Origin of the sequence: Streptomyces sp. NPDC101227, from assembly GCF_044767545.1 — a bacterium.
In the GTDB taxonomy this organism is placed as follows: domain Bacteria; phylum Actinomycetota; class Actinomycetes; order Streptomycetales; family Streptomycetaceae; genus Streptomyces.
On record NZ_JBIWOD010000015.1, the window covers coordinates 75,113 to 98,579 of the forward strand.

The 23,467-nt window shown below is 70.7% G+C and carries 22 protein-coding genes and 1 riboswitch; of the genes, 9 read left to right on the top strand and 13 right to left on the bottom strand.

What is annotated here, in order from left to right; all coding sequences use genetic code 11:
• Positions 1–101: 101 nt before the first annotated feature.
• Positions 102–1,619 (bottom strand): gamma-aminobutyraldehyde dehydrogenase, encoded by a 1,518-nt coding sequence (locus ACIRPT_RS29540; RefSeq protein WP_403832546.1) that lies wholly within the window; start codon positions 1,617–1,619, stop codon positions 102–104.
• Between the two features lie 201 nt (positions 1,620–1,820).
• Here ACIRPT_RS29540 and ACIRPT_RS29545 point away from each other — a divergent pair, with 201 nt between their 5' ends.
• Complete coding sequence (locus tag ACIRPT_RS29545; RefSeq protein WP_403832548.1) at positions 1,821–2,456, top strand: NADAR family protein; 636 nt, start codon at positions 1,821–1,823, stop codon at positions 2,454–2,456.
• 66 nt (positions 2,457–2,522) lie between these two features.
• Here ACIRPT_RS29545 and ACIRPT_RS29550 read toward each other — a convergent pair whose 3' ends face one another.
• The gene (locus ACIRPT_RS29550; protein WP_403832551.1) at positions 2,523–2,996 is read right to left on the bottom strand and encodes a DUF4190 domain-containing protein; all 474 of its coding nucleotides are present in this window, start codon (positions 2,994–2,996) and stop codon (positions 2,523–2,525) included.
• Between the two features lie 128 nt (positions 2,997–3,124).
• Here ACIRPT_RS29550 and ACIRPT_RS29555 point away from each other — a divergent pair, with 128 nt between their 5' ends.
• Positions 3,125–4,147: an adenosine deaminase gene (locus ACIRPT_RS29555; RefSeq protein ID WP_403832553.1), complete on the top strand. Its 1,023-nt coding sequence runs from the start codon at positions 3,125–3,127 to the stop codon at positions 4,145–4,147.
• Positions 4,148–4,258: 111 nt separating this feature from the next.
• On the opposite strand, the gene ACIRPT_RS29560 is transcribed toward ACIRPT_RS29555, so the two are convergent.
• From ACIRPT_RS29560 to ACIRPT_RS29575, 4 genes are all read right to left on the bottom strand, one after another.
• The gene (locus ACIRPT_RS29560) at positions 4,259–4,741 is read right to left on the bottom strand and encodes a hypothetical protein (protein WP_403832556.1); all 483 of its coding nucleotides are present in this window, start codon (positions 4,739–4,741) and stop codon (positions 4,259–4,261) included.
• A gap of 97 nt (positions 4,742–4,838) precedes the next feature.
• Positions 4,839–5,492 carry an HXXEE domain-containing protein gene (locus ACIRPT_RS29565; RefSeq protein WP_403832558.1) on the bottom strand — a complete coding sequence of 218 codons (654 nt, stop codon included), beginning with the start codon at positions 5,490–5,492 and terminating at the stop codon, positions 4,839–4,841.
• A 361-nt stretch (positions 5,493–5,853) separates the two neighbouring features.
• Positions 5,854–7,035 carry a PotD/PotF family extracellular solute-binding protein gene (locus tag ACIRPT_RS29570; protein WP_403832561.1) on the bottom strand — a complete coding sequence of 394 codons (1,182 nt, stop codon included), beginning with the start codon at positions 7,033–7,035 and terminating at the stop codon, positions 5,854–5,856.
• Between the two features lie 157 nt (positions 7,036–7,192).
• On the bottom strand, positions 7,193–8,647 hold the full coding sequence (locus tag ACIRPT_RS29575; RefSeq protein WP_403512823.1) for a gamma-aminobutyraldehyde dehydrogenase: 1,455 nt from the start codon (positions 8,645–8,647) through the stop codon (positions 7,193–7,195).
• A gap of 177 nt (positions 8,648–8,824) precedes the next feature.
• On the opposite strand from ACIRPT_RS29575, the gene ACIRPT_RS29580 reads away from it, so the two are divergent.
• The 4 genes from ACIRPT_RS29580 to ACIRPT_RS29595 all read left to right on the top strand — a co-directional run bounded on the left by ACIRPT_RS29580 (position 8,825) and on the right by ACIRPT_RS29595 (position 12,785).
• Positions 8,825–9,298: an Lrp/AsnC family transcriptional regulator gene (locus tag ACIRPT_RS29580; RefSeq protein ID WP_052860613.1), complete on the top strand. Its 474-nt coding sequence runs from the start codon at positions 8,825–8,827 to the stop codon at positions 9,296–9,298.
• Between the two features lie 2 nt (positions 9,299–9,300).
• Entirely contained in the window at positions 9,301–10,662 is a 1,362-nt protein-coding gene (locus ACIRPT_RS29585) for an aspartate aminotransferase family protein (protein ID WP_403512820.1), read from the top strand.
• 225 nt (positions 10,663–10,887) lie between these two features.
• Entirely contained in the window at positions 10,888–11,628 is a 741-nt protein-coding gene (locus ACIRPT_RS29590; protein WP_403512817.1) for an ABC transporter ATP-binding protein, read from the top strand.
• Positions 11,610–12,785 (top strand): hypothetical protein, encoded by a 1,176-nt coding sequence (locus ACIRPT_RS29595; protein WP_403832565.1) that lies wholly within the window; start codon positions 11,610–11,612, stop codon positions 12,783–12,785. Before ACIRPT_RS29590 ends, ACIRPT_RS29595 begins: the two co-directional genes overlap by 19 nt.
• 92 nt (positions 12,786–12,877) lie before the next feature.
• Here ACIRPT_RS29595 and ACIRPT_RS29600 read toward each other — a convergent pair whose 3' ends face one another.
• Complete coding sequence (locus tag ACIRPT_RS29600; protein ID WP_403832568.1) at positions 12,878–13,294, bottom strand: RidA family protein; 417 nt, start codon at positions 13,292–13,294, stop codon at positions 12,878–12,880.
• Between the two features lie 131 nt (positions 13,295–13,425).
• On the opposite strand from ACIRPT_RS29600, the gene ACIRPT_RS29605 reads away from it, so the two are divergent.
• The 3 genes from ACIRPT_RS29605 to ACIRPT_RS29615 all read left to right on the top strand — a co-directional run bounded on the left by ACIRPT_RS29605 (position 13,426) and on the right by ACIRPT_RS29615 (position 16,131).
• Positions 13,426–13,833 (top strand): MarR family winged helix-turn-helix transcriptional regulator, encoded by a 408-nt coding sequence (locus ACIRPT_RS29605; RefSeq protein ID WP_403832570.1) that lies wholly within the window; start codon positions 13,426–13,428, stop codon positions 13,831–13,833.
• A 1-nt stretch (position 13,834) separates the two neighbouring features.
• Positions 13,835–14,989: an LOG family protein gene (locus ACIRPT_RS29610; RefSeq protein ID WP_403832573.1), complete on the top strand. Its 1,155-nt coding sequence runs from the start codon at positions 13,835–13,837 to the stop codon at positions 14,987–14,989.
• 161 nt (positions 14,990–15,150) lie between these two features.
• Positions 15,151–16,131 (top strand): hypothetical protein, encoded by a 981-nt coding sequence (locus ACIRPT_RS29615; protein ID WP_403832576.1) that lies wholly within the window; start codon positions 15,151–15,153, stop codon positions 16,129–16,131.
• A 155-nt stretch (positions 16,132–16,286) separates the two neighbouring features.
• Here the strand turns inward: ACIRPT_RS29615 and ACIRPT_RS29620 are convergent, their stop codons facing one another.
• The 6 genes from ACIRPT_RS29620 to frr form a co-directional block, all read right to left on the bottom strand.
• Positions 16,287–17,357, bottom strand: coding sequence for an ABC transporter ATP-binding protein (locus tag ACIRPT_RS29620; RefSeq protein ID WP_403832578.1), 1,071 nt, complete (start codon positions 17,355–17,357; stop codon positions 16,287–16,289).
• On the bottom strand, positions 17,358–19,121 hold the full coding sequence (locus tag ACIRPT_RS29625; RefSeq protein WP_403832764.1) for an ABC transporter permease: 1,764 nt from the start codon (positions 19,119–19,121) through the stop codon (positions 17,358–17,360).
• Positions 19,097–20,176: a thiamine ABC transporter substrate binding subunit gene (locus tag ACIRPT_RS29630; protein ID WP_403832581.1), complete on the bottom strand. Its 1,080-nt coding sequence runs from the start codon at positions 20,174–20,176 to the stop codon at positions 19,097–19,099. Before ACIRPT_RS29630 ends, ACIRPT_RS29625 begins: the two co-directional genes overlap by 25 nt.
• A gap of 104 nt (positions 20,177–20,280) precedes the next feature.
• Positions 20,281–20,401, bottom strand: a riboswitch (TPP riboswitch).
• A gap of 33 nt (positions 20,402–20,434) precedes the next feature.
• A complete protein-coding gene (gene rlmN / locus ACIRPT_RS29635) occupies positions 20,435–21,541 on the bottom strand; it encodes a 23S rRNA (adenine(2503)-C(2))-methyltransferase RlmN (RefSeq protein WP_403512793.1) in 1,107 nt (368 codons plus the stop codon).
• 177 nt (positions 21,542–21,718) lie between these two features.
• Positions 21,719–22,867, bottom strand: a complete 1,149-nt coding sequence (locus tag ACIRPT_RS29640; protein ID WP_403512740.1) for a phosphatidate cytidylyltransferase — start codon at positions 22,865–22,867, stop codon at positions 21,719–21,721.
• The gene (frr, locus tag ACIRPT_RS29645) at positions 22,867–23,424 is read right to left on the bottom strand and encodes a ribosome recycling factor (protein ID WP_403512737.1); all 558 of its coding nucleotides are present in this window, start codon (positions 23,422–23,424) and stop codon (positions 22,867–22,869) included. Before frr ends, ACIRPT_RS29640 begins: the two co-directional genes overlap by 1 nt.
• Positions 23,425–23,467 lie beyond the last annotated feature (43 nt).

The window sequence follows — 23,467 nt, forward strand, 5'->3', positions numbered from 1 at the left end:
CGCGGTGCCCTTTCAGGGGTTGTGCCCGGCGCTCGGCCGGTGGTGACGGTGCCGCGGAGGGGGGTGCCCCGCGGTACGCGGCGGGGCACCCGGGACGGGACCTAGGCGCGGTCTCCGAAGACCGTGCGGTGCCAGTCCTTCCTGGCGACCGCGGTGTTGTCGTACATGACGTGCTTGACCTGCGTGTACTCCTCGAAGGAGTAGGCCGACATGTCCTTGCCGAAGCCGGACGCCTTGGCGCCGCCGTGCGGCATCTCGCTGATGATCGGGATGTGGTCGTTGACCCAGACGCAGCCCGCGTTGATCTCGCGGGTGGCGCGGCCGGTGCGGTAGACGTCCCGGCTCCAGGCGGAGGCGGCCAGCCCGTAGGGGGTGTCGTTGGCCAGCGCGATGCCCTCGTCGTCGCTGTCGAAAGGCAGCACGACCAGCACCGGGCCGAAGATCTCGGCCTGCACGATCTCGCTGTCCTGCGCTGCGCCGGCGATCAGCGTGGGCCGGTAGTACGCGCCCTTGGCCAGCTCGCCGCCGGGGGCCTCGCCACCGGTGACGACCGTGGCGTAGCCGCGGGCCCGGTCGACGAATCCGGCCACCCGGTCCCGCTGGGCGTGCGAGATCAGCGGGCCCAGGTCGGTGGACGGGTCGAAGGGGTCGCCCAGCCGTACGGTGGCCATCAGGTCGGCGACGCCGCTGACGAAGGCGTCGTAGAGCGGGCGCTGGACGTACGCGCGGGTGGCGGCGGTGCAGTCCTGCCCGGTGTTGATCAGCGAACCGGCCACGGCTCCGTGGACGGCGGCCTCCAGGTCCGCGTCGTCGAAGACCACGAACGGGGCCTTGCCGCCGAGCTCGAGGTGGAGCCGCTTGACCGTGCTGGTGGCGATCTCGGCGACGCGCTTGCCGACGCCGGTCGAGCCGGTGAAGGAGGTCATGGCGACGGCGGGGTGGCCCACCAGGTGCTCGCCGGCGTCCCGGCCCGCGCCGGAGACGATGTTGATCACGCCGTCGGGCAGTCCCGCCCGCTGCGCGGCCTGCGCGAACAGCAGCGAGGTGAGCGGCGTGATCTCGGCGGGCTTGAGGACGATGGTGTTGCCCGCGGCGATGGCCGGCAGCACCTTCCAGGCGGCCATCTGGAGCGGATAGTTCCAGGGCGCGATCGAGCCGACGACCCCGATGGGTTCCCGGCGGATGACGGAGGTGTGGTCGGCGCTGTATTCACCGGCCGCCTTGCCCTCCAGATGGCGGGCGGCACCAGCGAAGAACGCGGCATTGTCGATCGAGCCCGGCACATCGAACTCATTGCTGAGCTTGATCGGCTTTCCACAGTTCAGCGATTCGGCGAAGGCGAGATCACCGGCGTCCTCGGCGAGGGCGGCGGCGAAGCGGTGCAGCGCATCGGAACGCTCGCCGGGGGTGGCGCCGCCCCACTCGGGGAAGGCCCGCGCGGCGGCCTCGACGGCGGCGTCGACATCCGCCGTACCTGCGAGTTCGTAGGAGTACACCTGTTCCCCGGTCGCCGGGTCCACCACCGCCTGGGTGCGGCCCGATGTGCCGCTGCGGAGACTCCCCGCGATGAATTGCGCGCCCTCGGCGAAACGCTCGGTGACATCGAAACGGTGATCCATGTGCTCTCCTCCGCCCGGGCTCCGGGGCCGCTCAGCGGCACAGCCAGGCGTAGCTATTTCCGGAATCGATGGCCGATCTTGACAGAGGAAAAGGCCTCCAACAAGTGATTCCGTTGTTGCCTTTTGGTTACGCGACGAATTCTGCGATTTACCGGGTCGAACCCCCGACACGTTGTCAGTGCCCGCTGACAGAATCCCGGCATGATGCACAACATCACGGGGACCGACACGCAGCGCACACCGGGCCGCGAGGCGGACGGCCCACGCTCGGTCGAAGAACTCCGCGCGCTGACCGCCGCGGGGAAGCGCGTCAAATACGTCCATTTCTGGGGTCACAGGCCGCAGCGCGACGGCCGCATCGGCGCCGGCTGCTTCAGCCAGTGGTGGCCCTCCCCCTTCACCGTCGACGGCGTCAGGTATGCCACCGCGGAACACTGGATGATGGCCGGCAAGGCCCGCCTGTTCGAGGACGCGGAGGCGGAGCGGCGGGCGATATCCGCGGGACACCCCAAGCAGGCCAAGGACGCCGGCCGCAAGGTGCGTGGCTTCGACGACGCCGTCTGGCAGCGGCACCGCTTCGCCCTGGTGGTCGAGGGCAGTCTGCATAAATTCGGCCAGGATGCGGCGCTGCGGGAGTTTCTCCTCGGGACGAACTCCCGGGTGCTGGTCGAGGCCAGCCCGATGGACCGGATCTGGGGCATCGGGCTGGCCGCCGACGACGAGCGTGCCGGGGACCCGGCGCGCTGGCGGGGGCTGAATCTGCTGGGGTTCGCGCTGATGGAGGCGCGGCAGCGGCTGGCCGAGGGGGCGGGGCGGAGCGGGGGCGAGGAGGGGTAGGGGGGCCTGGGCCCGGGGCCCGGGGCTCGGGGGCTCGGGGGCTCGGGAGGTGCGGGGCCGGGCGTTTCAGCGGCCGGTCGCGATGAAGGTGATCATCAAGCCGCTGATCAGCAGCGCGAGACCTCCCAGGACGATCCCGGCCACGGCCGTACCGCCGTTGGTCGCCTCGCCCCGGCGCTGTCTCGCCCGGCCGACAGCGCCGAAGACGATCGCCATGGCGCCGAGGACGATGCCGGGGACGACACTGACGCCGAGCAGCGCACCCACGATGCCGACGACGAGGGCGGCCGTGCCGAACCCGTTCCGGGGCCTGGCGGGGACCCAGACGGGATGGGCGAGGGGGCCGCGCGGGGTCAGGTGCGCCGGATGGCCGGGAGGGCCCGGGTGGCCGGGATATGGCCGGTAGCCCGGGAGGCCGCCGTACGCGGGGTGGGTGAGGTAGTGCGGACGATTGGCGGAATTGGGTGCCGGCGGGGGCGGCGGCACGGCGTGCCGGGCCTGCCCGGCATGGCGGTGCCGCGGCCGCCGCCCCTGGCCCATCGCGCTCTCCCACCCGTCGCTTCCCCGCCATGTTAGGACCTGCACCGGGCCGCCGGGCCGTTCGCGCATACCATGACCAGGCCGTTCCGCAGCCGCCCCGTCCTCCCTCACACGACCAGGAGAATCTGTTGTCCGATCTCGATGCGTTCATCGCGGGCCTGCCCAAGGCGGAGCTGCACGTCCACCACGTCGGGTCGGCCTCGCCCCGGATCGTCTCCGAACTGGCCGCGCGGCACCCGGACTCCGCCGTCCCCACCGACCCCGAGGCGCTCGCCGACTACTTCACCTTCCGCGACTTCGCGCACTTCATCCAGGTCTACCTCTCCGTCGTGGACCTGATCCGCGACGCCGAGGACGTCCGGCTGCTGACGTACGAGGTCGCCCGCGACATGGCGCGACAGCAGATCCGTTACGCGGAGCTGACCGTCACCCCCTTCAGCTCGACCAGCCGCGGCATCCCCGACGCCGCCTTCGTCGAGGCGATCGAGGACGCCCGCAAGGCGGCGGAGTCCGAGCTGGGCGTGGTGCTGCGCTGGTGCTTCGACATCCCCGGTGAGGCGGGCCTGGCGGCCGCCGAGGAGACCGCCCGGATCGCCTGCGACCTGCAGCCCGAGGGCCTGGTCTCCTTCGGGCTCGGCGGCCCCGAGATCGGCGTCCCCCGCCCGCAGTTCAAGCCGTACTTCGACCGTGCCCTCGCGGCCGGCCTGCACTCCGTACCGCACGCCGGCGAGACCACGGGCCCCGGCACCATCTGGGACGCGCTCCACGACCTCCGCGCCGAGCGCATCGGCCACGGCACCAGCGCCACCCAGGACCCCGCGCTGCTGGCCCATCTCGCCGAGCACCGCATCCCGTTGGAGGTCTGCCCGACCTCCAACATCGCCACCCGCGCGGTACGCACGCTGGACGAGCACCCGATCAAGGAGATGGTCGAGGCGGGTGTCCTGGTCACCATCAACAGCGACGACCCGCCGATGTTCGGCACCGACCTCAACACCGAATACGGCGTCGCCGCCCGCCTGTTGGGCCTGGACGCCGCCGGACTCGCCGGTCTCGCCAAGAACGCCGTCACGGCCTCCTTCATGGACACCGCCGCCAAGGCGAGGCTGACGGCGGAGATCGACGCGTACGCGACGTCCTGGCGCGGCTAGGGACGCGGACGGACCGCGGAACGGGCTTCCGGCGGCCGGCCTTCACCGGCGGCCGCCGCCCGTTCGGTCCGGCCCGGTGGCCGGGGACCCGCTACGCCGGCGCCCGGCCGTTCACTCCACCCGCCAGGGCGCCCCGATCCCACCGGGAAAGCCCGCCAGGAACTCCCGCACCGCCCATCGCGCGGCCGCGCCGTCGACCAGCTCCCCCGCCGGGAAGTACGCGCCCTGGCCACCGCACACCAGCCACATCGGCTCCTCCGACGGGCCGCTGAGCTCACCGTCCAGGCAGCGCGCACCGAGCTCTTTCGGGCGCACCCGGCGCCCCGGCCCGTCGCCGGTACCGTGACCGGCCGCCCGCGCGCGGCACAGCTGAATCAGGGTGCCGTCATCGCATTCGCCGGTCACCAGAAAGACCCCGGGCCCACCGCTGACCGTGAGGGCTCCGCCGCCCTCCTCCCAGCGCTCGACCGAAAGCTCCGTGCAGACCTCGCCGTCGAGTTCGGCCAGCGCGGCCTCCAGCCGCGCACCGTCCGGCTCCTGAAGCACCCGCGACCGACAGATCCCCGCCTCCCAGCGGCTGACCGTGGCCCTCATCCGTCACCCGCCATGCGACTCATGCCCGGAGCATACGATCGCCCGGGAAGGTCCTGTGACCTGGGGCACGACCAGCGGCACTCGACTCTGCCACCGCTCAGCCCCGGGCGTTGCGCAGGCCGGCCCGCCGCCCGCGGCCGATCACCCGGCGCGCCACGGCATGCGAGACCACCGTGGCCGCCCCCGCCACGGCCACACCGCTCACCGCGCCCCGTACCGTCATCGGCCTGAGCAGCCCGGCGCGCCGCAGACGTCCGCGCGCCCAGAGCGTGAAGGGGATGACGAGGACGGGCGAGGTGGCGGAGCCGGGGGTGTAGCCGCGGACCGCCGCCGCCTGGGCGAGGTGCATCACGCCGTGCAGCCCGAAGCCGTCCAGCGCGCCCTGATAGAACGCGGACCGGCCGCCCGTACGCCGCCCGTCCACCGCGGCGGCGGCCACGATGACCGCCATCACGCCCACGGCGGCCCGGAACTCCCGCTCGTCAAAGGTCTTCATGAACTCCCATACGGATTCCGGCACTTGCGGAAACCGCTTGCGCAACACCGGTACGTTCTCCCGGATCCAGCGCGGCCCGAACGCCACTTCCTCCGCGTCGTGCAGCGCCCAGGCGGCGAACAGACCGAGCGTGACGGCCGGCGATATCCCGGGCACCGCCGGCGCGGAGCGCGTCGACGACACGGAGGAGCCGGCGGAACCCACGGAACCGGCACAACCGGCCGGCGGGGACGGGACGAAAGGCAGGCGCTTCATGAAGTGCATCATGAACGGCAAGTCTGGCACGGCAGTTGACCGATGATCACGCCACGGCACCCGCCCGGCGGCCTCCCCGCGGCCGGGCTCCCCTGCCCCCTCCACCCGCTGGTGACCGGCGGGCCGCCGAGGCCATCGCCATCTGCGGTGGCCTCAACTTGCCGCACCGGCCTGCCTGTTCAGTTCCCTTCCCCCAGGGGCCCTGGGGTGACTCGCATACCCGAGCACGCACACGGCCCGATGGCGGAGCCGACGCCGGGGCCTGACCCGCACGGCACCGGACGAGACGCATCCCTGCGTGGCTTCCGGGACGCGGGAGCGTAAGGTGCCCTCCGCTCCCGCCGCCGTTCCCGCCCCCGCCTCACAGCCCCACGATCGCGTTCCACTCCTTGGCGAATTCGGTCCGCTCCTTGGATGTGATGTCGCGGGCGATGGCCAGCCGCTTGCGCATCGCGTCGTCGGGGAAGATCAACGGGTCCTCGGCGAGCGCGGCGCGTTCTTTGTCCTTGGACGAGGCGAGGACGTCGCGCGCGGCCGGGACGGGGCAGACGTAGTTGACCCAGGCGGCGAGGTCGGCGGCGACCTCCGGCCGGTAGTAGTAGTCGATCAGCCGCTCGGCGTTGCGCTTGTGGTCGGCGAGGTTGGGGATCATCAGGCTCTCCGCCCACAGCTCGGCGCCCTCCTGCGGGACGACGAACTCGATGTCCGGGTTGTCCGCCTGGAGCTGGATCACGTCGCCGGAGTAGGCCTGCGCGGCGAGCACATCGCCGGAGTCGAGGTCCTTGATGTAGTCGTTGCCGGTGAAGCGCCGGATGTGGCCCTTGCGGACGAGGCCGCGTATCTGGTCGATCATGCGGTGGAAGTCGTCGGCCTTCCAGCGGGTGATGTCGACCCCGTTGCCCTGCATCAGCATGGCGAACGCCTCGTCGAGCCCGGAGAGCAGGGTGACCCGGCCCCGCAGATCGGCCTTCCACAGGTCGGAGGTGTGCTTGATCTCCCGGCCGAGTTTCTTGCGGTTGTAGGCGATGCCGGTGATGCCGGACTGCCAGGGCACGGAGTGCTTGCGGCCCGGATCGAAGTGCGGGGTGCGCAGCAGGGGGTCGAGGTTCTTGGCGACATGCGGCTGGGCGGCCCGGTCCATCTCCTGGACCCAGCCCAGCCGGACGAACCGGGCGCACATCCAGTCGCTGATGACGATCAGGTCGCGGCCGGTGCTCTGGTGGTTCATCAGCGCGGGGCTGATCTTGCCGAAGAACTCGTCGTTGTCGTTGATCTCCTCGTTGTAGGTGACGGAGATCCCGGTGCGGCGCTGGAACGCGTCCAGGGTGGGCCGGCGCTGCTTGTCGTGATCGTCGACGTCGATGTACAGCGGCCAGTTGGCGAAGACGACCTTGCGGTCCCGCGCGGAGCGGTCGGGGCTCGTACGGTCCGCCGAGTCGACATACGCGGGCGGCACCCCGCATCCGGTCATGGCGGCCAGGGCCCCCGTCACACCGATTCCGCCCATTCCTCGGAGCAGCGCACGCCGCGAAAGATCAGCCATGGCGGCACTCTCACGTGCCGCGGGCGGAGGCGGCAAGAGACAGAGCGTCTGTTGCCGGGCCTCCGCCCGCGACGGTGTGTCGAGCGTTCCGTGCCGCTCGACGGTGGGGATCCCCCGGGCCGGCCGGTCGGACCGGCCGGCGCATCAGCCGGTCGGCTCAGCCGTCCAGCGAGGTCATGACGTGCTTGATGCGGGTGTAGTCGTCGAAGCCGTAGGCCGAAAGGTCCTTGCCGTAACCGGACTTCTTGAAGCCGCCGTGCGGCATCTCGGCGACCAGCGGGATGTGGGTGTTGATCCACACACAGCCGAAGTCGAGGCTCTTGGACATCCGCATGGCGCGGGCGTGGTCCTTGGTCCACACCGAGGACGCCAGCGCGTACTCGACGTCATTGGCCCACTCCACCGCCTGCTTCTCGTCGGAGAAGGACTGGACGGTGATGACCGGGCCGAAGACCTCCTGCTGGACGATCTCGTCGTCCTGCTTGAGGCCGGAGACGACGGTCGGGGCGAAGAAGTAGCCCTTCTCGCCGACCCGCTCGCCGCCCGCCTCGATCTTGGCGTGCGCGGGCAGCCGCTCGATGAAGCCGGTGACCTGCTTGAGCTGGTTGGCGTTGTTCAGCGGGCCGTAGAGCACGTCCTCGTCGTCGACCGCGCCGGTCTTGGTCTCCGAGGCGGCCTTGGCCAGCGCCGCGACGAACTCGTCGTGGATGGAGTCCTGGACGAGCACGCGGGTCGCGGCCGTACAGTCCTGGCCGGCGTTGAAGTAGCCGGCGACGGTGATGTCCTCGACGGCCTTGGCGATGTCGGTGTCCTCGAAGACGACGACCGGGGCCTTGCCGCCGAGCTCCAGGTGGACCCGCTTGAGGTCCTTGGAGGCGGACTCGGCGACCTGCATGCCGGCGCGCACGGAGCCGGTGATGGAGGCCATCGCCGGGACCTTGTGCTCGACCATCAGGCGGCCGGTCTCCCGGTCGCCGCAGATGACGTTGAAGACGCCGCGGGAGTGGCCCAGTTCGTCCAGCACGCTGCCGATGATGTCGGCGATCAGCACCGTCGAGGCGGGCGTGGTGTCGGACGGCTTGATGACGACGGTGTTGCCCGCGGCCAGCGCCGGGGCGAACTTCCAAACGGCCATCATCATCGGGTAGTTCCACGGCGCGACCTGCGCGCAGACGCCGACCGGCTCGCGGCGGATGATGGACGTGAAGCCGTCCATGTACTCGCCGGCCGAGCGGCCCTCGAGCATCCGGGCGGCACCCGCGAAGAAGCGGATCTGGTCCACCATCGGCGGGATTTCCTCGGAGCGTACGAGAGCGATCGGCTTGCCGCAGTTCTCGGACTCGGCGGCGATCAGCTCCTCCGCCCGCTCCTCGAAGCGGTCGGCGATCTTGAGCAGTACCTTCTGGCGGTCGGCCGGGATCAGGTCACGCCAGGCGGGGAATGCGGCCTCGGCCGCGGCCATGGCCGCATCGACGTCCGTGGCAGCCGAGAGAGGGGCGGTGGCGTAGGCCTCACCCGTCGCCGGGTTGATCACCTCAGTGGTCCGGCCGTCGGCGGCGTCCCGGAACTCCCCGTCGATGTAGTTGCGCAGACGACGCAGTGCGGTGGTCACTGTGCGCCCCCTTCAGTCGTATGTCCGGTGGTTTGGGTCCACCCTAGCCATGTGAGCGACGTTTTCAACACACCCGCCACTCCTGAACAACGGAATCAGTGTAATTTGGATCGCGACACAACTGATTTCATCGATTTGGGGTTGCATGACTGACGAGGCTGGTGCACAGTGAGGGGCGTGGCCACTCGTGACAGAAACGGCACTCCGTCGATCGACTCCGTCTCCCTGGCGATCATCGAGCAGCTCCAGGAGGACGGGCGCCGTCCGTACGCCGCGATCGGCAAGGCCGTGGGCCTGTCCGAGGCGGCCGTACGCCAGCGCGTACAGAAACTGCTCGACCAAGGCGTGATGCAGATCGTCGCGGTCACCGACCCCCTCACGGTCGGTTTCCGTCGACAGGCAATGGTCGGCATCAATGTCGAGGGTGACCTCGATCCCGTGGCCGACGCCCTGACGACCATGGAAGAAGTCGAGTACGTCGTCATGACTGCAGGCTCCTTCGATCTCCTCATCGAGATCGTCTGCGAGGACGACGACCACCTGCTGGAAATGATCAACAAGCGGATCCGCACGCTTCCCGGCGTCCGGACCACCGAGAGCTTCGTGTACCTCAAGCTCCGGAAGCAGACCTACACCTGGGGAACGAGATAGCAATGAGCCGCGACCTCTCCAAGACGGCATACGACCACCTGTGGATGCACTTCACCCGCATGTCGTCGTACGAGAATGCCCCCGTGCCCACGATCGTGCGCGGTGAAGGCACCAACATCTACGACGACAAGGGCAAGCGCTACATCGACGGCCTTGCCGGCCTCTTTGTGGTCAACGCCGGCCACGGCCGGGTCGAGCTCGCCGAGACCGCCTACAAGCAGGCGCAGGAGCTGGCCTTCTTCCCCGTGTGGTCCTACGCCCACCCCAAGGCCGTGGAGCTCGCCGAGCGCCTGGCCAACGAGGCGCCCGGCGACCTGAACAAGGTCTTCTTCACCACCGGTGGCGGCGAGGCCGTCGAGACCGCGTGGAAGCTGGCCAAGCAGTACTTCAAGCTCGTCGGCAAGCCGATGAAGCACAAGGTGATATCCCGCGCGGTGGCCTACCACGGCACCCCGCAGGGCGCCCTGTCGATCACCGGCCTGCCCGGCCTGAAGGCCCCCTTCGAGCCGCTGGTCCCCGGCGCGCACAAGGTGCCGAACACCAACATCTACCGCGCCCCGATCCACGGCGACGACCCCGAGGCCTTCGGCCGCTGGGCCGCCGACCAGATCGAGCAGCAGATCATCTTCGAGGGCCCCGAGACCGTCGCCGCGGTCTTCCTCGAGCCGGTCCAGAACGCCGGTGGCTGCTTCCCGCCGCCGCCCGGCTACTTCCAGCGGGTCCGCGAGATCTGTGACCAGTACGACGTGCTGCTCGTCTCCGACGAGACCATCTGCGCCTTCGGCCGCCTGGGCACGACCTTCGCCTGTGACAAGTTCGGCTACATCCCGGACATGATCACCTGCGCCAAGGGCATGACCTCGGGTTACTCCCCGATCGGCGCCTGCATCGTCTCCGACCGCCTGGCGGAGCCGTTCTACAAGGGCGACAACACCTTCCTGCACGGCTACACCTTCGGTGGCCACCCGGTCTCCGCGGCCGTCGGTGTCGCCAACCTCGACATCTTCGAGCGCGAGGGCCTCAACAAGCACGTCCTCGACAACGAAGGCGCCTTCAAGAGCACCCTGGAGAAGCTGCACGACCTGCCGATCGTCGGCGACGTCCGCGGCAACGGCTTCTTCTACGGCATCGAGCTCGTCAAGGACAAGGTCACCAAGGAGTCCTTCAGCGACGAGGAGACCGAGCGCGTCCTGTACGGCTTCCTCTCCAAGGCGCTGTACGACGCCGGCCTCTACTGCCGCGCCGACGACCGTGGCGACCCGGTCATCCAGCTCGCCCCGCCGCTGATCGCGGACCAGTCGGTCTTCGACGAGATCGAGCAGATCCTGCGCGGTGTCCTCACCGAGGCCTGGACGAAGCTCTGATCATCACGATCATCGCCTCACCCCCTGATGCGGTAGATCACAACTGAATATTCAACGGCTCAGATTCACTCATTTTCAGCTATACGGGTGAATCTGGGCCGTTGTCCGTGCCGAGCGCCGAATACGGGGGGTCAGCAGTACTTACCGTGCCAGTGACCGATACCCTCCATGGTCGTTCACCCGGTTGGGGGAACGAACGGACGCGAACAAGCAAGAGGTGCGCAGATGGTGGCCCCGCCTGACAACGACGTGCTCTGGGCACGCGGCCTGCACCACATGCACGGCAGCACCCCGGCTCTCACCGGCGTCTCCCTCGGCGTCCGCGAGGGCGAGATCCTCGCGGTCACGGGTCCACGCGGCAGCGGCAAGACCACCCTCCTCAGGTGCCTCTCCGGCCAGCTCGCACCGACCGAGGGCGAAATCTGGTTCAACAGCTCACCCGTACACACCCTCTCCTCCCCCAGCCGCGAGCGGCTGCGCCTGGACCGGTTCGGCTGGATCGACACCGAACCCCACCTCGTGCCCGAACTGACCGCCTGGGAGAACGCCGCCCTCCCGCTCCTGCTGCGCGGCACCGGCCACCGCGCCGCCAAGCACACCGCCATGGAATGGCTCGAGCGCCTCGACGTCGGCGACTGCGCGCGCCGCCGCCCCGCCCGGCTCGACCAGTCGCAGCGCCAGCGCATCGCCGTCGCCCGCGCCCTCGCCGCCGAGCCCCAGGTCCTCTTCGCCGACGAACCCACCGCCCCGCTGCACCGCGGCGACGGCACCCAGGTCCTGCGCACCCTCACCACCGCGGCCCGCTCACACCGGATCACCGTGGTCCTGGCGACCCATGCCCCCGATGTCGCCACCCTCGCCGACCGGAGCATCGCCCTCCTCGACGGCCGCCGTATGGGCGCCTCGGCCGCCGCCGACGGTTCCTCCGACGCGGAAAGCAGGGCAGCGTGCTCGCTCTCCGTCTAGCCCGCGGCTCTCACCCCCTCGTTCTGCTGCGCCGCCTCTTCGTCGCAGCCGCAGCGGCCTGCACCGGCTTTCTCCTGCTCTCCACCGTCGGCTACGCCACCGGCCATCCGGCCACGGCCGACGATTCGCTGGTCCGCCTGCTGTGGTGCGCGGCCCCGCTGGCAGCCACCGCCCAGCTCGCGGCGTCGGTGGCCCGCACCGACCCCGCCGCCCGCCTGAACCGGGGCATGGCCGCCGCCGGCCTCGGACCCCTCCGGCTGGCCCTGCTCGCCGCGGCGTCGACCGCACTGTTCTGTCTCCTCGGCGTTCTCCTCTCGCTGCTCGTCTTCCTGCGCCTGCGCGGCGACCTCGGCGGCTCCCCCGCCGCCGTCGGCACGCTCGGCATCGACTCCGACCTGCTGGGCACGGGCCACCCGCTCCCGCTGGTCGGCGCGCTGATGCTGTTGTCGGCCGTCCCGCTGAGCGCGGCCGCCGCGAGCGCCGTGTCCTTGCGCCCCCGCAGCGCCGACATCTCCCCCGAGACCGAGGCCCCCACCAAGGCGGCCAACCCCGCCGGCCTCCCCTGGGGCATGGCCCTCACCGCAGCGGGCCTGGCCATCGAGGCCTACGCCGGCCGCGGCGCCGCCGCCTCCGCCGGGCAGCTGCCGTTCCCCGGCCGGCTGGTCGGCAGCCCTCCCGGCGTACTGGGCGGCTGGGCGCTGTCCACCCTCGGCCTGGTCCTGGCCGGCCCCGGCCTGGTCCATCTGTGCGGCCGTCTCCTGTGCGGGGGCCGCCCCGGCGCGCTGCGGCTGCTCTCCGGCCGTGTGCTCCAGGAGCAATCCCAGCGTCTGGGACGCCCGCTCGGCGTGCTGTGCGCGGTCACCTCCGGAACCTTTGCCGCGGTCAAGGTGTACGAAGCCTCCCCCTCCCGTCCCTTCGGGCCGCTCACCGCCATCGGCGCGGCCGTCGTCCTCGCCTGCGTCACTGCCAGCGCGCTCAGCGCCGCGCTGGAGTCCCGCTCGGCCCGCGCCGCCACCACCGCCGCCCTGCGCCGCCTGGGCGCGCCCGCCGCCGCCCTGCGCCGCGCCGCCGCTCTGCGGGTCGCCGCTCTCGTGCTCGTACTGGGCCCACTGACCTGGGCCGTCGCGGAAATGGCCGCGCTCCCTCTGATGCGGTGAAGGGCGTGTGAGGCGGTAGGGGGCGTGGTTCCCCGCCTACCCGCACCCGCCTCCCCGGGCCGTGCGGCAGCCCGGAACGGGGACGCCGCCTCTCAGCGGGCCAGCGCGGTGACTTCCACTTCTATGCGCCAGTCGGGCTGGGCCAGTGACGACACTTCCAGCAGCGTGTCGGCCGGATACGGCTCGGACAGGAACTCGCCCCGCAGTGTGATGACGTGCTCAAGATCGGCCGCCATGTCCGTGACGAAGATTCCCACCTTCACCACGTCGGTGAATGAGGCACCCGCCGCGGCGAGAACCCGTCCGACGTTCGCGAACGCCTGCCGCCCCTGTGTGAGGAAGTCGTCCGAGACGGTCCGCCCGCGCTCGTCGATTCCCGCCTGTCCCGACACATGGATCAGCCCGCCCGCCCTGATCGCCTGCGAGATCTTGTAGGGCTCGTACCAGTCCGGTGTGGTGGCCACCCGCTCGATCTCCCGCACGCCCTGGGCCGCTGCCGCGCCGCTCATCGACATCTCACTCCCCGCCGTTCCCCGCCTGTCCATGTACACGCATCTCTTGCATGCACATACATAAGTTTCAGGTGCATGTACGCTGATGTCAAGAGCCCAGCGGGAACAGGCGGAGAAAGCGGAAGACGATGGATGCGGAGCACTGGGACAGGTTCGGCGCACTGCACACGCGCGTGGAGCAGGAGCTGGCCAAGGCCCTCCAGCAACACCACAGCATCGGACTCTCGGAGTACCGCGCGCTGGCCCGGCTCGCCGAGGCGGACGACGGCGAACTGCGCATGCAGGAGCTCGCCGACCTGATCGGACTCAACCAGAGCTCCGTGAGCCGGCTGGCCTCCCGGCTCGAGTCGTCCGGGCTCACCCGCCGGGACCTGTGCCCGAAAGACCGGCGCGGCGTCTACAGCGTGATCACCGACGAGGGGCGCGACGTGCAGAAGAAGGCCCGACCGACGTACGACGGCGCCCTGCGCGCCGCACTCGACGCGGCGGCCGAGGACGGGCACCTCGGGCCGCTGGTGGAAGTACTGCGGACCTAACATGGCGGGCGTGCAGCCGAATTCAGAGCCCCCAGCCTCCCGCCGCGCCCACGACAGCGACTACGAGATCGAGTCCCTCGCGGAATTCGACCGGGTCGCCACCTCCGGCTCTCTCGCCGGACACCGCATCCAGTCGCTCGACCTGACGGACCGTACGTTCGCCCTGCTCAGCACGGACACCACCGAGACCGTGTTCCTCGGCTGCGCCATGGAGCCCGACGCCGCCGCCAAGGTGCGGGCCGGCGGCGCCCTGGTCTTCCCGCCCATACCCAATCTGCCGTTCGATCCGTACCGCGGCAGCCTGTACCGACCGGACGAGCTCTTCGAGGGCCTGGCCGACGCCGGATACGACGCCACCCCCGATGCCCGTACCTACCGCTGGTACCAGGCGACCAGGACCGACGGCGATGTCTTCGCCTCGATGCTGCGCAGCATCCACGATGACGCCGTCTCCGATGCCCTGGACGAACACCTCGCGGGCGCACGGGTCGTGGGCGTCATGGGCGGCCACGCCATGCAGCGCGGGTCCGCCGCCTATGCGGGCGCCGCCCGGCTCGGCCGCCGGCTCACCCGCGACGGCCTGACCGTCGCGACAGGCGGCGGCCCCGGCGCGATGGAGGCCGCGAACCTCGGCGCGTACGCCGCGCCCTTCGAGGACGGCATGCTCGACTCGGCGCTGGAAATCCTGGCCAAGGCCCCGCACTTCACGCCCTCCGTCACGGAGTGGGCGCGGGCCGCCTTCGAGGTCCGCCGGAGCTGGCCCGGCGGCAATTCCTCGGTGGGCATCCCCACCTGGTTCTACGGGCATGAGCCGCCCAACGCCTTCGCGTCCGATATCGCGAAGTACTTCGTCAACGCGGTGCGCGAGGACGGGCTGCTGGCCCGCTCCAACGCCGGCGTGGTGTACCTTCCGGGCGCCGCCGGGACGGTGCAGGAAATCTTCGACAACGCGACCCCGAACTACTACGAGTCGCGGGGCGAGCCGACCCCGATGGTGCTGGTGAACCGCGAGCACTGGACCGAGAAGCTGCCCGCTTGGCCGCTGCTCCAGGCGCTCGCGGGCGACCGTGCCATGGCGGCCCGGATCGCGCTGGTCGATTCGGTGGACGAGGTTCCCGGCGCGCTGGCCCGCCTCGCGGCCGAGACGCGTTCCTGACCGGGCTGCCCACCGCCTCAGGGAGCCGGATCGTGGCCCCGCTGCCCTGATCCGCCGGCCGCTCCCGAGATCTGATGGCCGGCCGGAGGCAACTCTCGTACCGAAATGTGCGTCTGCCACACCGGGTAATGAGTGCAGGCAGTGCGCGAACGGAGCTCTTGGTGATCATCGGCCTTCTGACGGCCGTAGCGGCATCGGCCTGCTACGGCACGGGTTCGGTCCTGCAGGCGGTGGGCTCGCGCAAGTCCGCCCGCCAGGAGGCGGCTGCCGCCTCCTCCACCGGTGTCACCCAGCACGGTGGCCCCAGCCTGTCCTCGACCGCGAAGGCCGCCGTGACCTGGGAATTCATGGTCGGCACGGTGCTGGACTTCATAGGGTTCGGGCTCGGCGCGCTGGCCGCCCGGCTGCTGCCGCTGTTCCTTTCCCAGACCGTGATCAGCGCCAATCTCGTGATCACGGCTGTGCTGAGCATCAAGCTCCTCGGTATCCGGCTGACCCGCCCGGAGTGGGCCTCCATCGCCGTGGTCTGTTCGGCGCTGGTGCTGCTCGCCACGGCCGCCGGGCCCGAAGGCGGCGGCGACACACCGATAGCCGGCCACTGGTGGCTGCTGGCCGCGTCCGTCGCGGTCATCGGCGGCGGCACCCTGATAGTGCGTCTGCTGGGCGCACGGGCCGCGATCCTCGCCGGACTGCTCTCCGGCCTGGGCTTCGGCGCCCTCGGCATCGGCGTACGCGTGCTGAACGGCGTCGACCCCTTCAGCCTTTCGTCCCTCCTCACCGACCCCGCTCTGTACGCGATCCTGGTCGCGGGCATCGGCGGGATGTATCTGCACACGGTCGCCCTGCAGATCGGCTCGGTGAACGGAGCCACCGCGGCCCTGGTCGTGGGCGAGACCGTGGTGCCGGGCATCCTGGGGGTGCTGTGGCTCGGGGACTCCTCCCGGCCGGGCTTCGCATGGGTCGCGGTCCTCGGATTTGTGGTGGCCGTGGCCGGGGCCGTCGCGGTCGCCTGGCTCGGCGAGCCGGAGCCGGAAGCCGCGCCCGCGCCGGCAGGCGATACGCAGTCCTCGGCGCCCGGAGACGGCCCCGAATCCGCCGGTCAGCCCCCGCACTCCCTGGCCGGCGAGCGCGTCCCCTCCTGAGAGGACCGGACCGTCACGCCCGCGTACGGGCCGCGAACCGGTCCCCGCCGAAACGCCGGGACCGCCGCGCACCGAACAGCCCCGGCGCCATCGTCAGCACGCACAACCGTCCCCACGCACGCCAACCGGTCCCGTCGCGAAGACATCCCGCGCGGCTATCCCGCCGCGGCGTCCAGGACCACGACATCCTCCGCGGCGAAGGCGATGCCGACGCGCTCCCCGGTCTCCGGCGCGTTCCCCAGCGCGCAGGCCGCCTCCACCTGCGGTCCGGCGGCCGGCTGGAGCAGCAGCGCCACATGGGTTCCGCGGAACGTCCGGGCCGCGACCGTGCAGGGCAGGCCCTCCTGGGCGGACGTCAGCCGCACACCGGCGGGCCGTACGAGCAGGCGGCAGGGTCCGTCCGCGGTGCCGTCCGGGACCGGCACCTTCCCCCATGGGGTGACGGCGGCCTCGCCCTGCACCGTCGCCTCGACCACATTGTCGAAGCCGAGGAAGCGGGCGACGAATTCGCCGGCGGGACGCTGCCAGACCTCCAGCGGGGTGCCGGTCTGAGCGATCTGCCCGTCCTGCATCACCACGACCCGGTCGGCGAGCGCGAAGGCCTCGCCCTGATCGTGGGTGACGGCGAGCACGGTCGTACCCAACTCGCCGAAGAGCCGCCGGAGTTCGACGACCAGGCGTTCGCGCAGCCCCCGGTCGAGCTGGCCGAGCGGCTCGTCCAGCATCAGCAGCCGGGGCCGCGGGGCGAGCGCGCGGGCCAGGGCGACCCGCTGCTGCTCGCCGCCGGACAGCGAGGCGATGGCGCGGCGCTGTGCGCCCGGCAGTCCGACGAGGTCCAGCAGTTCGGCGACCGTACGCTCCTGGTCGCCGCGCGAGGCGCGCCGCATCCGCAGCCCGAAGGCGACATTTCCCGCGACATCACGCTGCGGGAAGAGCTGGTGGTCCTGGAACATCAGCCCGACGCCTCGCCGGTGCGTCGGCACCCCCGCCTGGTCCCGCCCCTCCAGCAACACCTGCCCCGCATCGGCCTGTTGGAGTCCGGCCACGACCCGCAGCAGCGTGGATTTGCCGCTGCCGCTCGGCCCCAGCACACACACGATTTCGTGCGCGGCGACGTCCAGGTCCACCGCATCGAGCGCGGGGCGTGCGCCGGGCTCCCCGAAGCGGACGGTCACCCCGCCCAGCCGCAGCAGCTGCGTCGCCGTGGTCCCACCGTGTGCCGTCATCTAGAACTCCCCGGACTGGTCGATGGGGGTGCCCGCGGCCGAGCCCGTTCGCGGCTGGGGGCGGATGCGCTCCAGGGCCAGCAGGGCGCCGGCGCACACCACCATCAAGATCGTCGACAGGGCCATCGCCTGCCCGTAGTTGGATTCCCCGGCGCGCCCCAGCAGCCGGGCCACGGCGACCGGCAGGGTCGGGAAATCCGGCCGCGCGAGGAAGACCGTCGCACCGAACTCCCCGAGGGATACGGCGAAGGCGAAGCCGGCCGCGATCAGCAGCGCCCGCGACACCACCGGCAGATCCACCTCGCGCCACACCCGCCACGGCGAGGCACCCAGCACGGCCGCCGCCTCCCGCAGCCGCCCGTCCACCGCCCGCAGCACGGGCAGCATCGTCCGGACCACGAACGGCACCCCCACCAGGGCCTGGGCCAGCGGGACCAGCCACCACGAGGAGCGCAGATCCAGCGGCGGCTCGTCGAGCGTGATCAGAAAGCCGAAGCCGACGGTGACCGCCGACACCCCGAGCGGCAGCATCAAAAGCGCGTCGAAACCGCGCACGAGACGGCCGGCACGCAGGCGTCTCCCGCTCGAGCGGAGCCGGGACTGCGGGAGGGTGAGGGCGGCCGCGGCCAGCCCTCCCACCACCAGCGCGATCGCCGTCGCCGCGACTCCGTAGGCGAGGGAGTTCCACAGGGCGTCGAGGGGTGCGACGGCGAAGGTGCTGTCGGCGGACGCGGCGGAGCTCAGCGAGGCGTAGAAGGTCGCTCCGTAGCCGTCCGGACCGGCGAAGGACCGTTCCACCAGGACCAGGAGCGGCACGACGAGCAGGACGGCGATGACGGCGAGCGTGCCCCACAGCAGCGCCCACTGCCCGGCGCCGCGGGGCCGGCGAACGGCCGTCGACGCGTCCACGAGCCGCAAGGCGGATTCCCGTCGGCGCACCGTCCAGGCGTGCAGCGCCAGCAGTGCCAGTACCGCCGCGAATTGGAGCAGCGTCAGAACGGCGGCCGTCGGCAGGTCGAGGAAGTCCGCGGTCTGCCGGTAGATCTCGACCTCCAGGGTCGAGAAGGTGGGCCCGCCCAGGATCTGCACGATGCCGAAGGAGGTGAAGGTGAACAGGAAGACCATCAGCGCCGCGGCGGCAACGGCCGGCCCGAGCGCGGGCAGCGTCACCCTCCGCCAGGCCGCGAACCGCCCGGCTCCCAGCACCCGCGCCGCCTCCTCCTGACGCGGATCGAGCTGCGCCCACAGGCCGCCGACGGTCCGTACGACCACGGCGTAGTTGAAGAAGACATGCGCCAGCAAGATCGCCCACACCGATGTATCGAGGCGGACGCCCCACAGGTCGTCCAGCAGCCCGCCCCGCCCGAGCAGCGCCAGGAAGGCCGAGCCGACGACGACGGTCGGCAGCACGAACGGCACCATCACGACGGCCCGCAGCAGCTGTTTGCCGGGGAAGTCGAAGCGCGCGAAGACGTACGCGCCGGGCAGGGCGATCAGCAGCGTCAGCGCGGTCGAGGCCGCCGCCTGCCAGACGGTGAACCACAGCACGTGGAGCACATCGGGATCGCCCAGCACCGCACCGATCCGGCCGAGCTGCCAGCGCCCGCCGTCCTTCAGCCCCCGCCCGACGATCGCCACCACCGGATAAGCGAAGAACAGCGCGAAGAAGGCGAGCGGCAGGGCCATCAGGCCGAGCCGCACCGCCGTTCCCCTCGCGGGCCTCCTGCGCCGGAGGCGGGTTACTTCAGAACGAGCGAGGACCACTGCTTGATCCACTGTTCGCGGTTCTTGGTGATCGTCTCCGGGGCCAGCGTCGCCGGCTTGTCGATCCGCGCGCCGTACTTGGTGAACAGCGGCGGCACCTTGGCGTCCTTCAGGGCCGGGTTGACGAACATCCGCAGCGGCATGTCCTCCTGGAACTTCCTGCTCAGCAGGAAGTCCAGCAGCGCCTTGCCGCCCTTCTCGTTCTTCGCGCCCTTGAGCAGTCCGCCGAATTCGATCCCCCGGAAGCAGGTGCCGGTCGCGACCCCGGTAGGCGCCTGCCGGGGCTCCGGCTTCTTGCCCAGGACCTCGGCGGGCGGGCTGGAGGCGTAGGAGACCACCAGCGGCTTGTCGCCCTTGCCCTTGGCTGCCGCGGAGCCCGAGAACCGCTCGTTGTACGCCTGTTCCCAGCCGTCGACGACCTCGACGCCGTTGGCCCGGAGCTTCTTCCAGTAGCCCTGCCAGCCGGCCTCGCCGTACTTCGCGATCGTGCCGAGCTGGAAGGCGAGTCCCGGAGAGGAGGTCGCGGAGTTCTCGGTGACGAGCAGCCCCTTGTACCGGGGCTTGATCAGATCGTCGAAGGTCTTCGGCGGCGCGATCTTGTGCCGGGCGAAGTAGGCGCGGTCGTAGTTGACGCAGATGTCACCGTAGTCGAGCGGTGTGACGCGGTGCTTGTCCTTGTCGAGCTGCAGGTAGGCGGGCACCCCGTCCAGGCCCTTGGCCTTGTACGGGCTGAAGATGTCTTCCTTCAGGCCGCGCGAGAGCAAGGTGTTGTCGATGCCGAAGAACACATCGCCCTGCGGATTGCCCTTGGTCAGGATCGCCTGGTTGACGGCCTTGCCCGCATCGCCGCCCGGGAGCCGCTTGATCTTGTAGCCGGTCTCCTTCTCGAAGGCGGCCAGCACCGACTTGGAAGCGGCGAACGAGTCATGGCTGACGAGCGTGACGGTCTTGGCGTCCGCGCTCCCGCCCCCGTCCGGGCCGCCGCACGCGGCGAGTGCGGTCATGCCGACCGCTGCCGCGAGCGCCGTCGCGGTGATCCTGCTGGTGGTGCTCACTGATTTCCTCCTGGCTGGCCAGGAAGAGACGCGGCCCCGCCCGGTGTCCACAGCTCACGACGCCGGGCGACGTGAGGCGAGCGGATCCGGGCAGGGCGCAACAGCATGAGTGACGACCGAACTTCCTACCCGGAATGACCCGGGCGAGGTTCAAGGGTCTGCGGGCACCGTAGGTCTACGACGCTTCCGCACTCTCAGCGCTGTGGCGCTCCCCTGTCGGAATGTGCATTTGTTCGATCACACAGTACCAGCGAGCCCTCAGCGTTCCGAGGCCGCGAGCTGCCCGCAGGCGCCGTCGATCTCCTGGCCGCGGGTGTCCCGGACGGTGACCGGCACGCCGTGCGCCTCGATGGCCCGTACGAACGCCAGCTCGTCCTCGGGCCGCGAGGCGGTCCACTTCGAGCCGGGTGTCGGGTTCAGCGGAATGAGGTTCACATGGACCCGCTTGCCCTTGAGCAGTCGTCCCAGCAGGTCACCGCGCCATGCCTGGTCGTTGATGTCGCGGATCAGGGCGTACTCGATGGAGATCCGCCGGCCAGACTTCTCGGCGTACTCCCACGCCGCGTCCAGCACCTCGCGCACCTTCCAGCGGGTGTTGACGGGGACGAGCGTGTCGCGCAGCTCGTCGTCCGGCGCGTGCAGCGACACCGCGAGCCGGCATTTGAAGCCCTCGTCGGCGAACCGCAGCATCGCCGGGACGAGGCCGACCGTGGAGACCGTGATGCCGCGCTGGGACAGACCCAGGCCGTCGGGCTCGGGGTCGGTCAGCCGCCTGATGGCGCCGACGACGCGCTTGTAGTTGGCGAGCGGCTCGCCCATCCCCATGAAGACGATGTTGGACAGCCGCGCCGGACCGCCCGGCACCTCGCCGTCGCGCAGCGCGCGCATGCCGTCCACGATCTGGTGGACGATCTCGGCGGTGGAGAGGTTACGGTCCAGGCCTGCCTGGCCGGTGGCGCAGAACGGGCAGTTCATCCCGCATCCGGCCTGCGAGGAGATGCACATCGTCACGCGGTCCGGGTAGCGCATCAGGACCGACTCGACGAGCGTGCCGTCGTGCAGCTTCCACAAGGTCTTGCGGGTGGTGTCGTCATCGCACGAGATGTGCCGGACGACGTTCATCAGGTCCGGCAGCAGCTCCGACGCCAGCTTTTCGCGCGCCGCCGCCGGGATGTCGGTCCACTGCGCCGGGTCGTGCGCGTAGCGGGCGAAGTAGTGCTGCGAAAGCTGCTTGGCGCGAAACGGCTTCTCGCCGATCGCGGCCACCGCCTCGCGGCGCTCGACGGGGCTGAGATCGGCAAGGTGGCGCGGGGGCTTCTTGGCTCCGCGCGGCGCGACGAAAGTGAGTTCTCCGGGTGCAGGCATGGTGCATCCAGTGTCGCAGACGCGCGAAGAGGGGCCTGCCACGTAGTGCGGCAGACCCCTCTGAGCGCTGGAACCCCCGCGTATGCAGGGAAAACATGCGGAAGTCGGGCGGGGACCGGAGGACCGGAGCCGTACCGGACGGTGCTTTGCGGAGCGGCCGGCCGGGCGGAGCGGCGGTCAGCCGGAGCCGACGAAGACCACGTACAGCAGCCAGACGACCGGTGCGGTCGGCAGCAGGGAGTCGAGGCGGTCCATGATGCCGCCGTGACCGGGCAGCAGGGTGCCCATGTCCTTGATGCCGAGATCGCGCTTGATCATGGATTCGCCCAGGTCACCCAGGGTGGCGCTGGCCGCGACCGCCAGGCCGAGCAGCAGGCCCTGCCACCAGGCGCCGCCCTTGATCAGGAACTCCATGCACAGGGCGCCGGCGACCATCGCGAAGAGCAGCGCGCCCAGCAGTCCCTCGCGGGTCTTTCCGGGGCTGATGCGCGGCGCGAGCTTGTGCGTGCCGAAACGCCAGCCGACGGCGTACGCCCCGGTGTCGCTGACGACCGTCAGCAACAGGAAGGTCAGCACCCGCTGCGGGCCGTCGTCCTCAGCGGCGAGCATCAGGGCCACGAAGGTCGCCAGGAACGGTACGTAGAACGCGGCGAAGACACCCGCGGTGACGTCCCGCAGATAGTTCTCGGGCGCCTCCGTCATCCGCCAGACCAGGACGGCCAGCGCGGTGAGCGCCATCGCCACCCATGCGCCTTCGGCGCCCCGGACGTATCCGGCGATCACCATGGCGGTGCCGCCGACCGCGAGCGGCACCAGCGGCACCCGGATGTCCTTGCGCTCCGACAGCCGCGAGGTCAGTTCCCACAGACCCACGACGACGGCGACCGCAATGACGCCGACGAAGACGGGCTTGTAGACGAAGAGCGACGCAAGGATGATCGCGCCGAGACCGACGCCGACTCCTATCGCGGCACGCAGATTGCGCCCCGCGCTCTTCTTCTTCGGCTGCTCTGGATGCCGCGAGCTGCCGGGCTCGGGGGAACCGGGGAAAGCAGTGGGCATGGGCTCCTGCGGCTCTTCGTCGCGGAAGAGGGGGCCACTCAGTCGAGCGGCCCCCCGGTCGTCCCGGTGGTCCCGGTAGTCGTCCTGGTGTCCGCCTGGCTCGGGCACGATGGGCATGGGCCGAGTCTGCGCCGCGTCGCCCCCGTCGTACACGGGACCCGCCGGGGCGGGGGGCGCCGTCCCGCGGAGCGCGGGGGCCGTTCCCTGGTCGGTTGGCCCCCAGTGAGCGGCGCCGGGCGGGGTCCCCCAGGATGACTCGTTCATCAGACCTCGAGGAGCTCGGATTCCTTGTGCTTGAGCAGCTCGTCCACCTGCGCGACGTACTTCGCGGTGGTGTCGTCGAGCTCCTTCTCGGCGCGGCGCACCTCGTCCTCGCCGGACTCCTTGTCCTTGACGAGCTTGTCGAGGGTCTCCTTCGCCTTGCGGCGCACGCTGCGGATCGAGATCTTCGCGTCCTCGCCCTTGGCCTTGGCGACCTTGATGTACTCCTTGCGGCGCTCCTCGGTCAGCTCCGGGAACGTCACTCGGATGATATTGCCGTCGTTGCTCGGGTTGACGCCGAGGTCGGAGTCGCGGATCGCCTGCTCGATGTTGCGCAGCGCGCTCTTGTCGAACGGGGTCACCACGGCCATCCGCGGCTCGGGAACCGAGAACGACGCCAGCTGGTTGATCGGCGTCATGGCGCCGTAGTAGTCCGCCACGATCTTGTTGAACATCGCCGGGTGCGCACGCCCGGTGCGGATCGCGGCGAAGTCCTCCTTGGCGACCACGACGGCCTTCTCCATCTTCTCCTCGGCCTCGAGGAGGGTCTCTTCGATCACCACTTGCTCCTGGTCTTATCGGTAAGAAGCAGAGCCTCGCCCC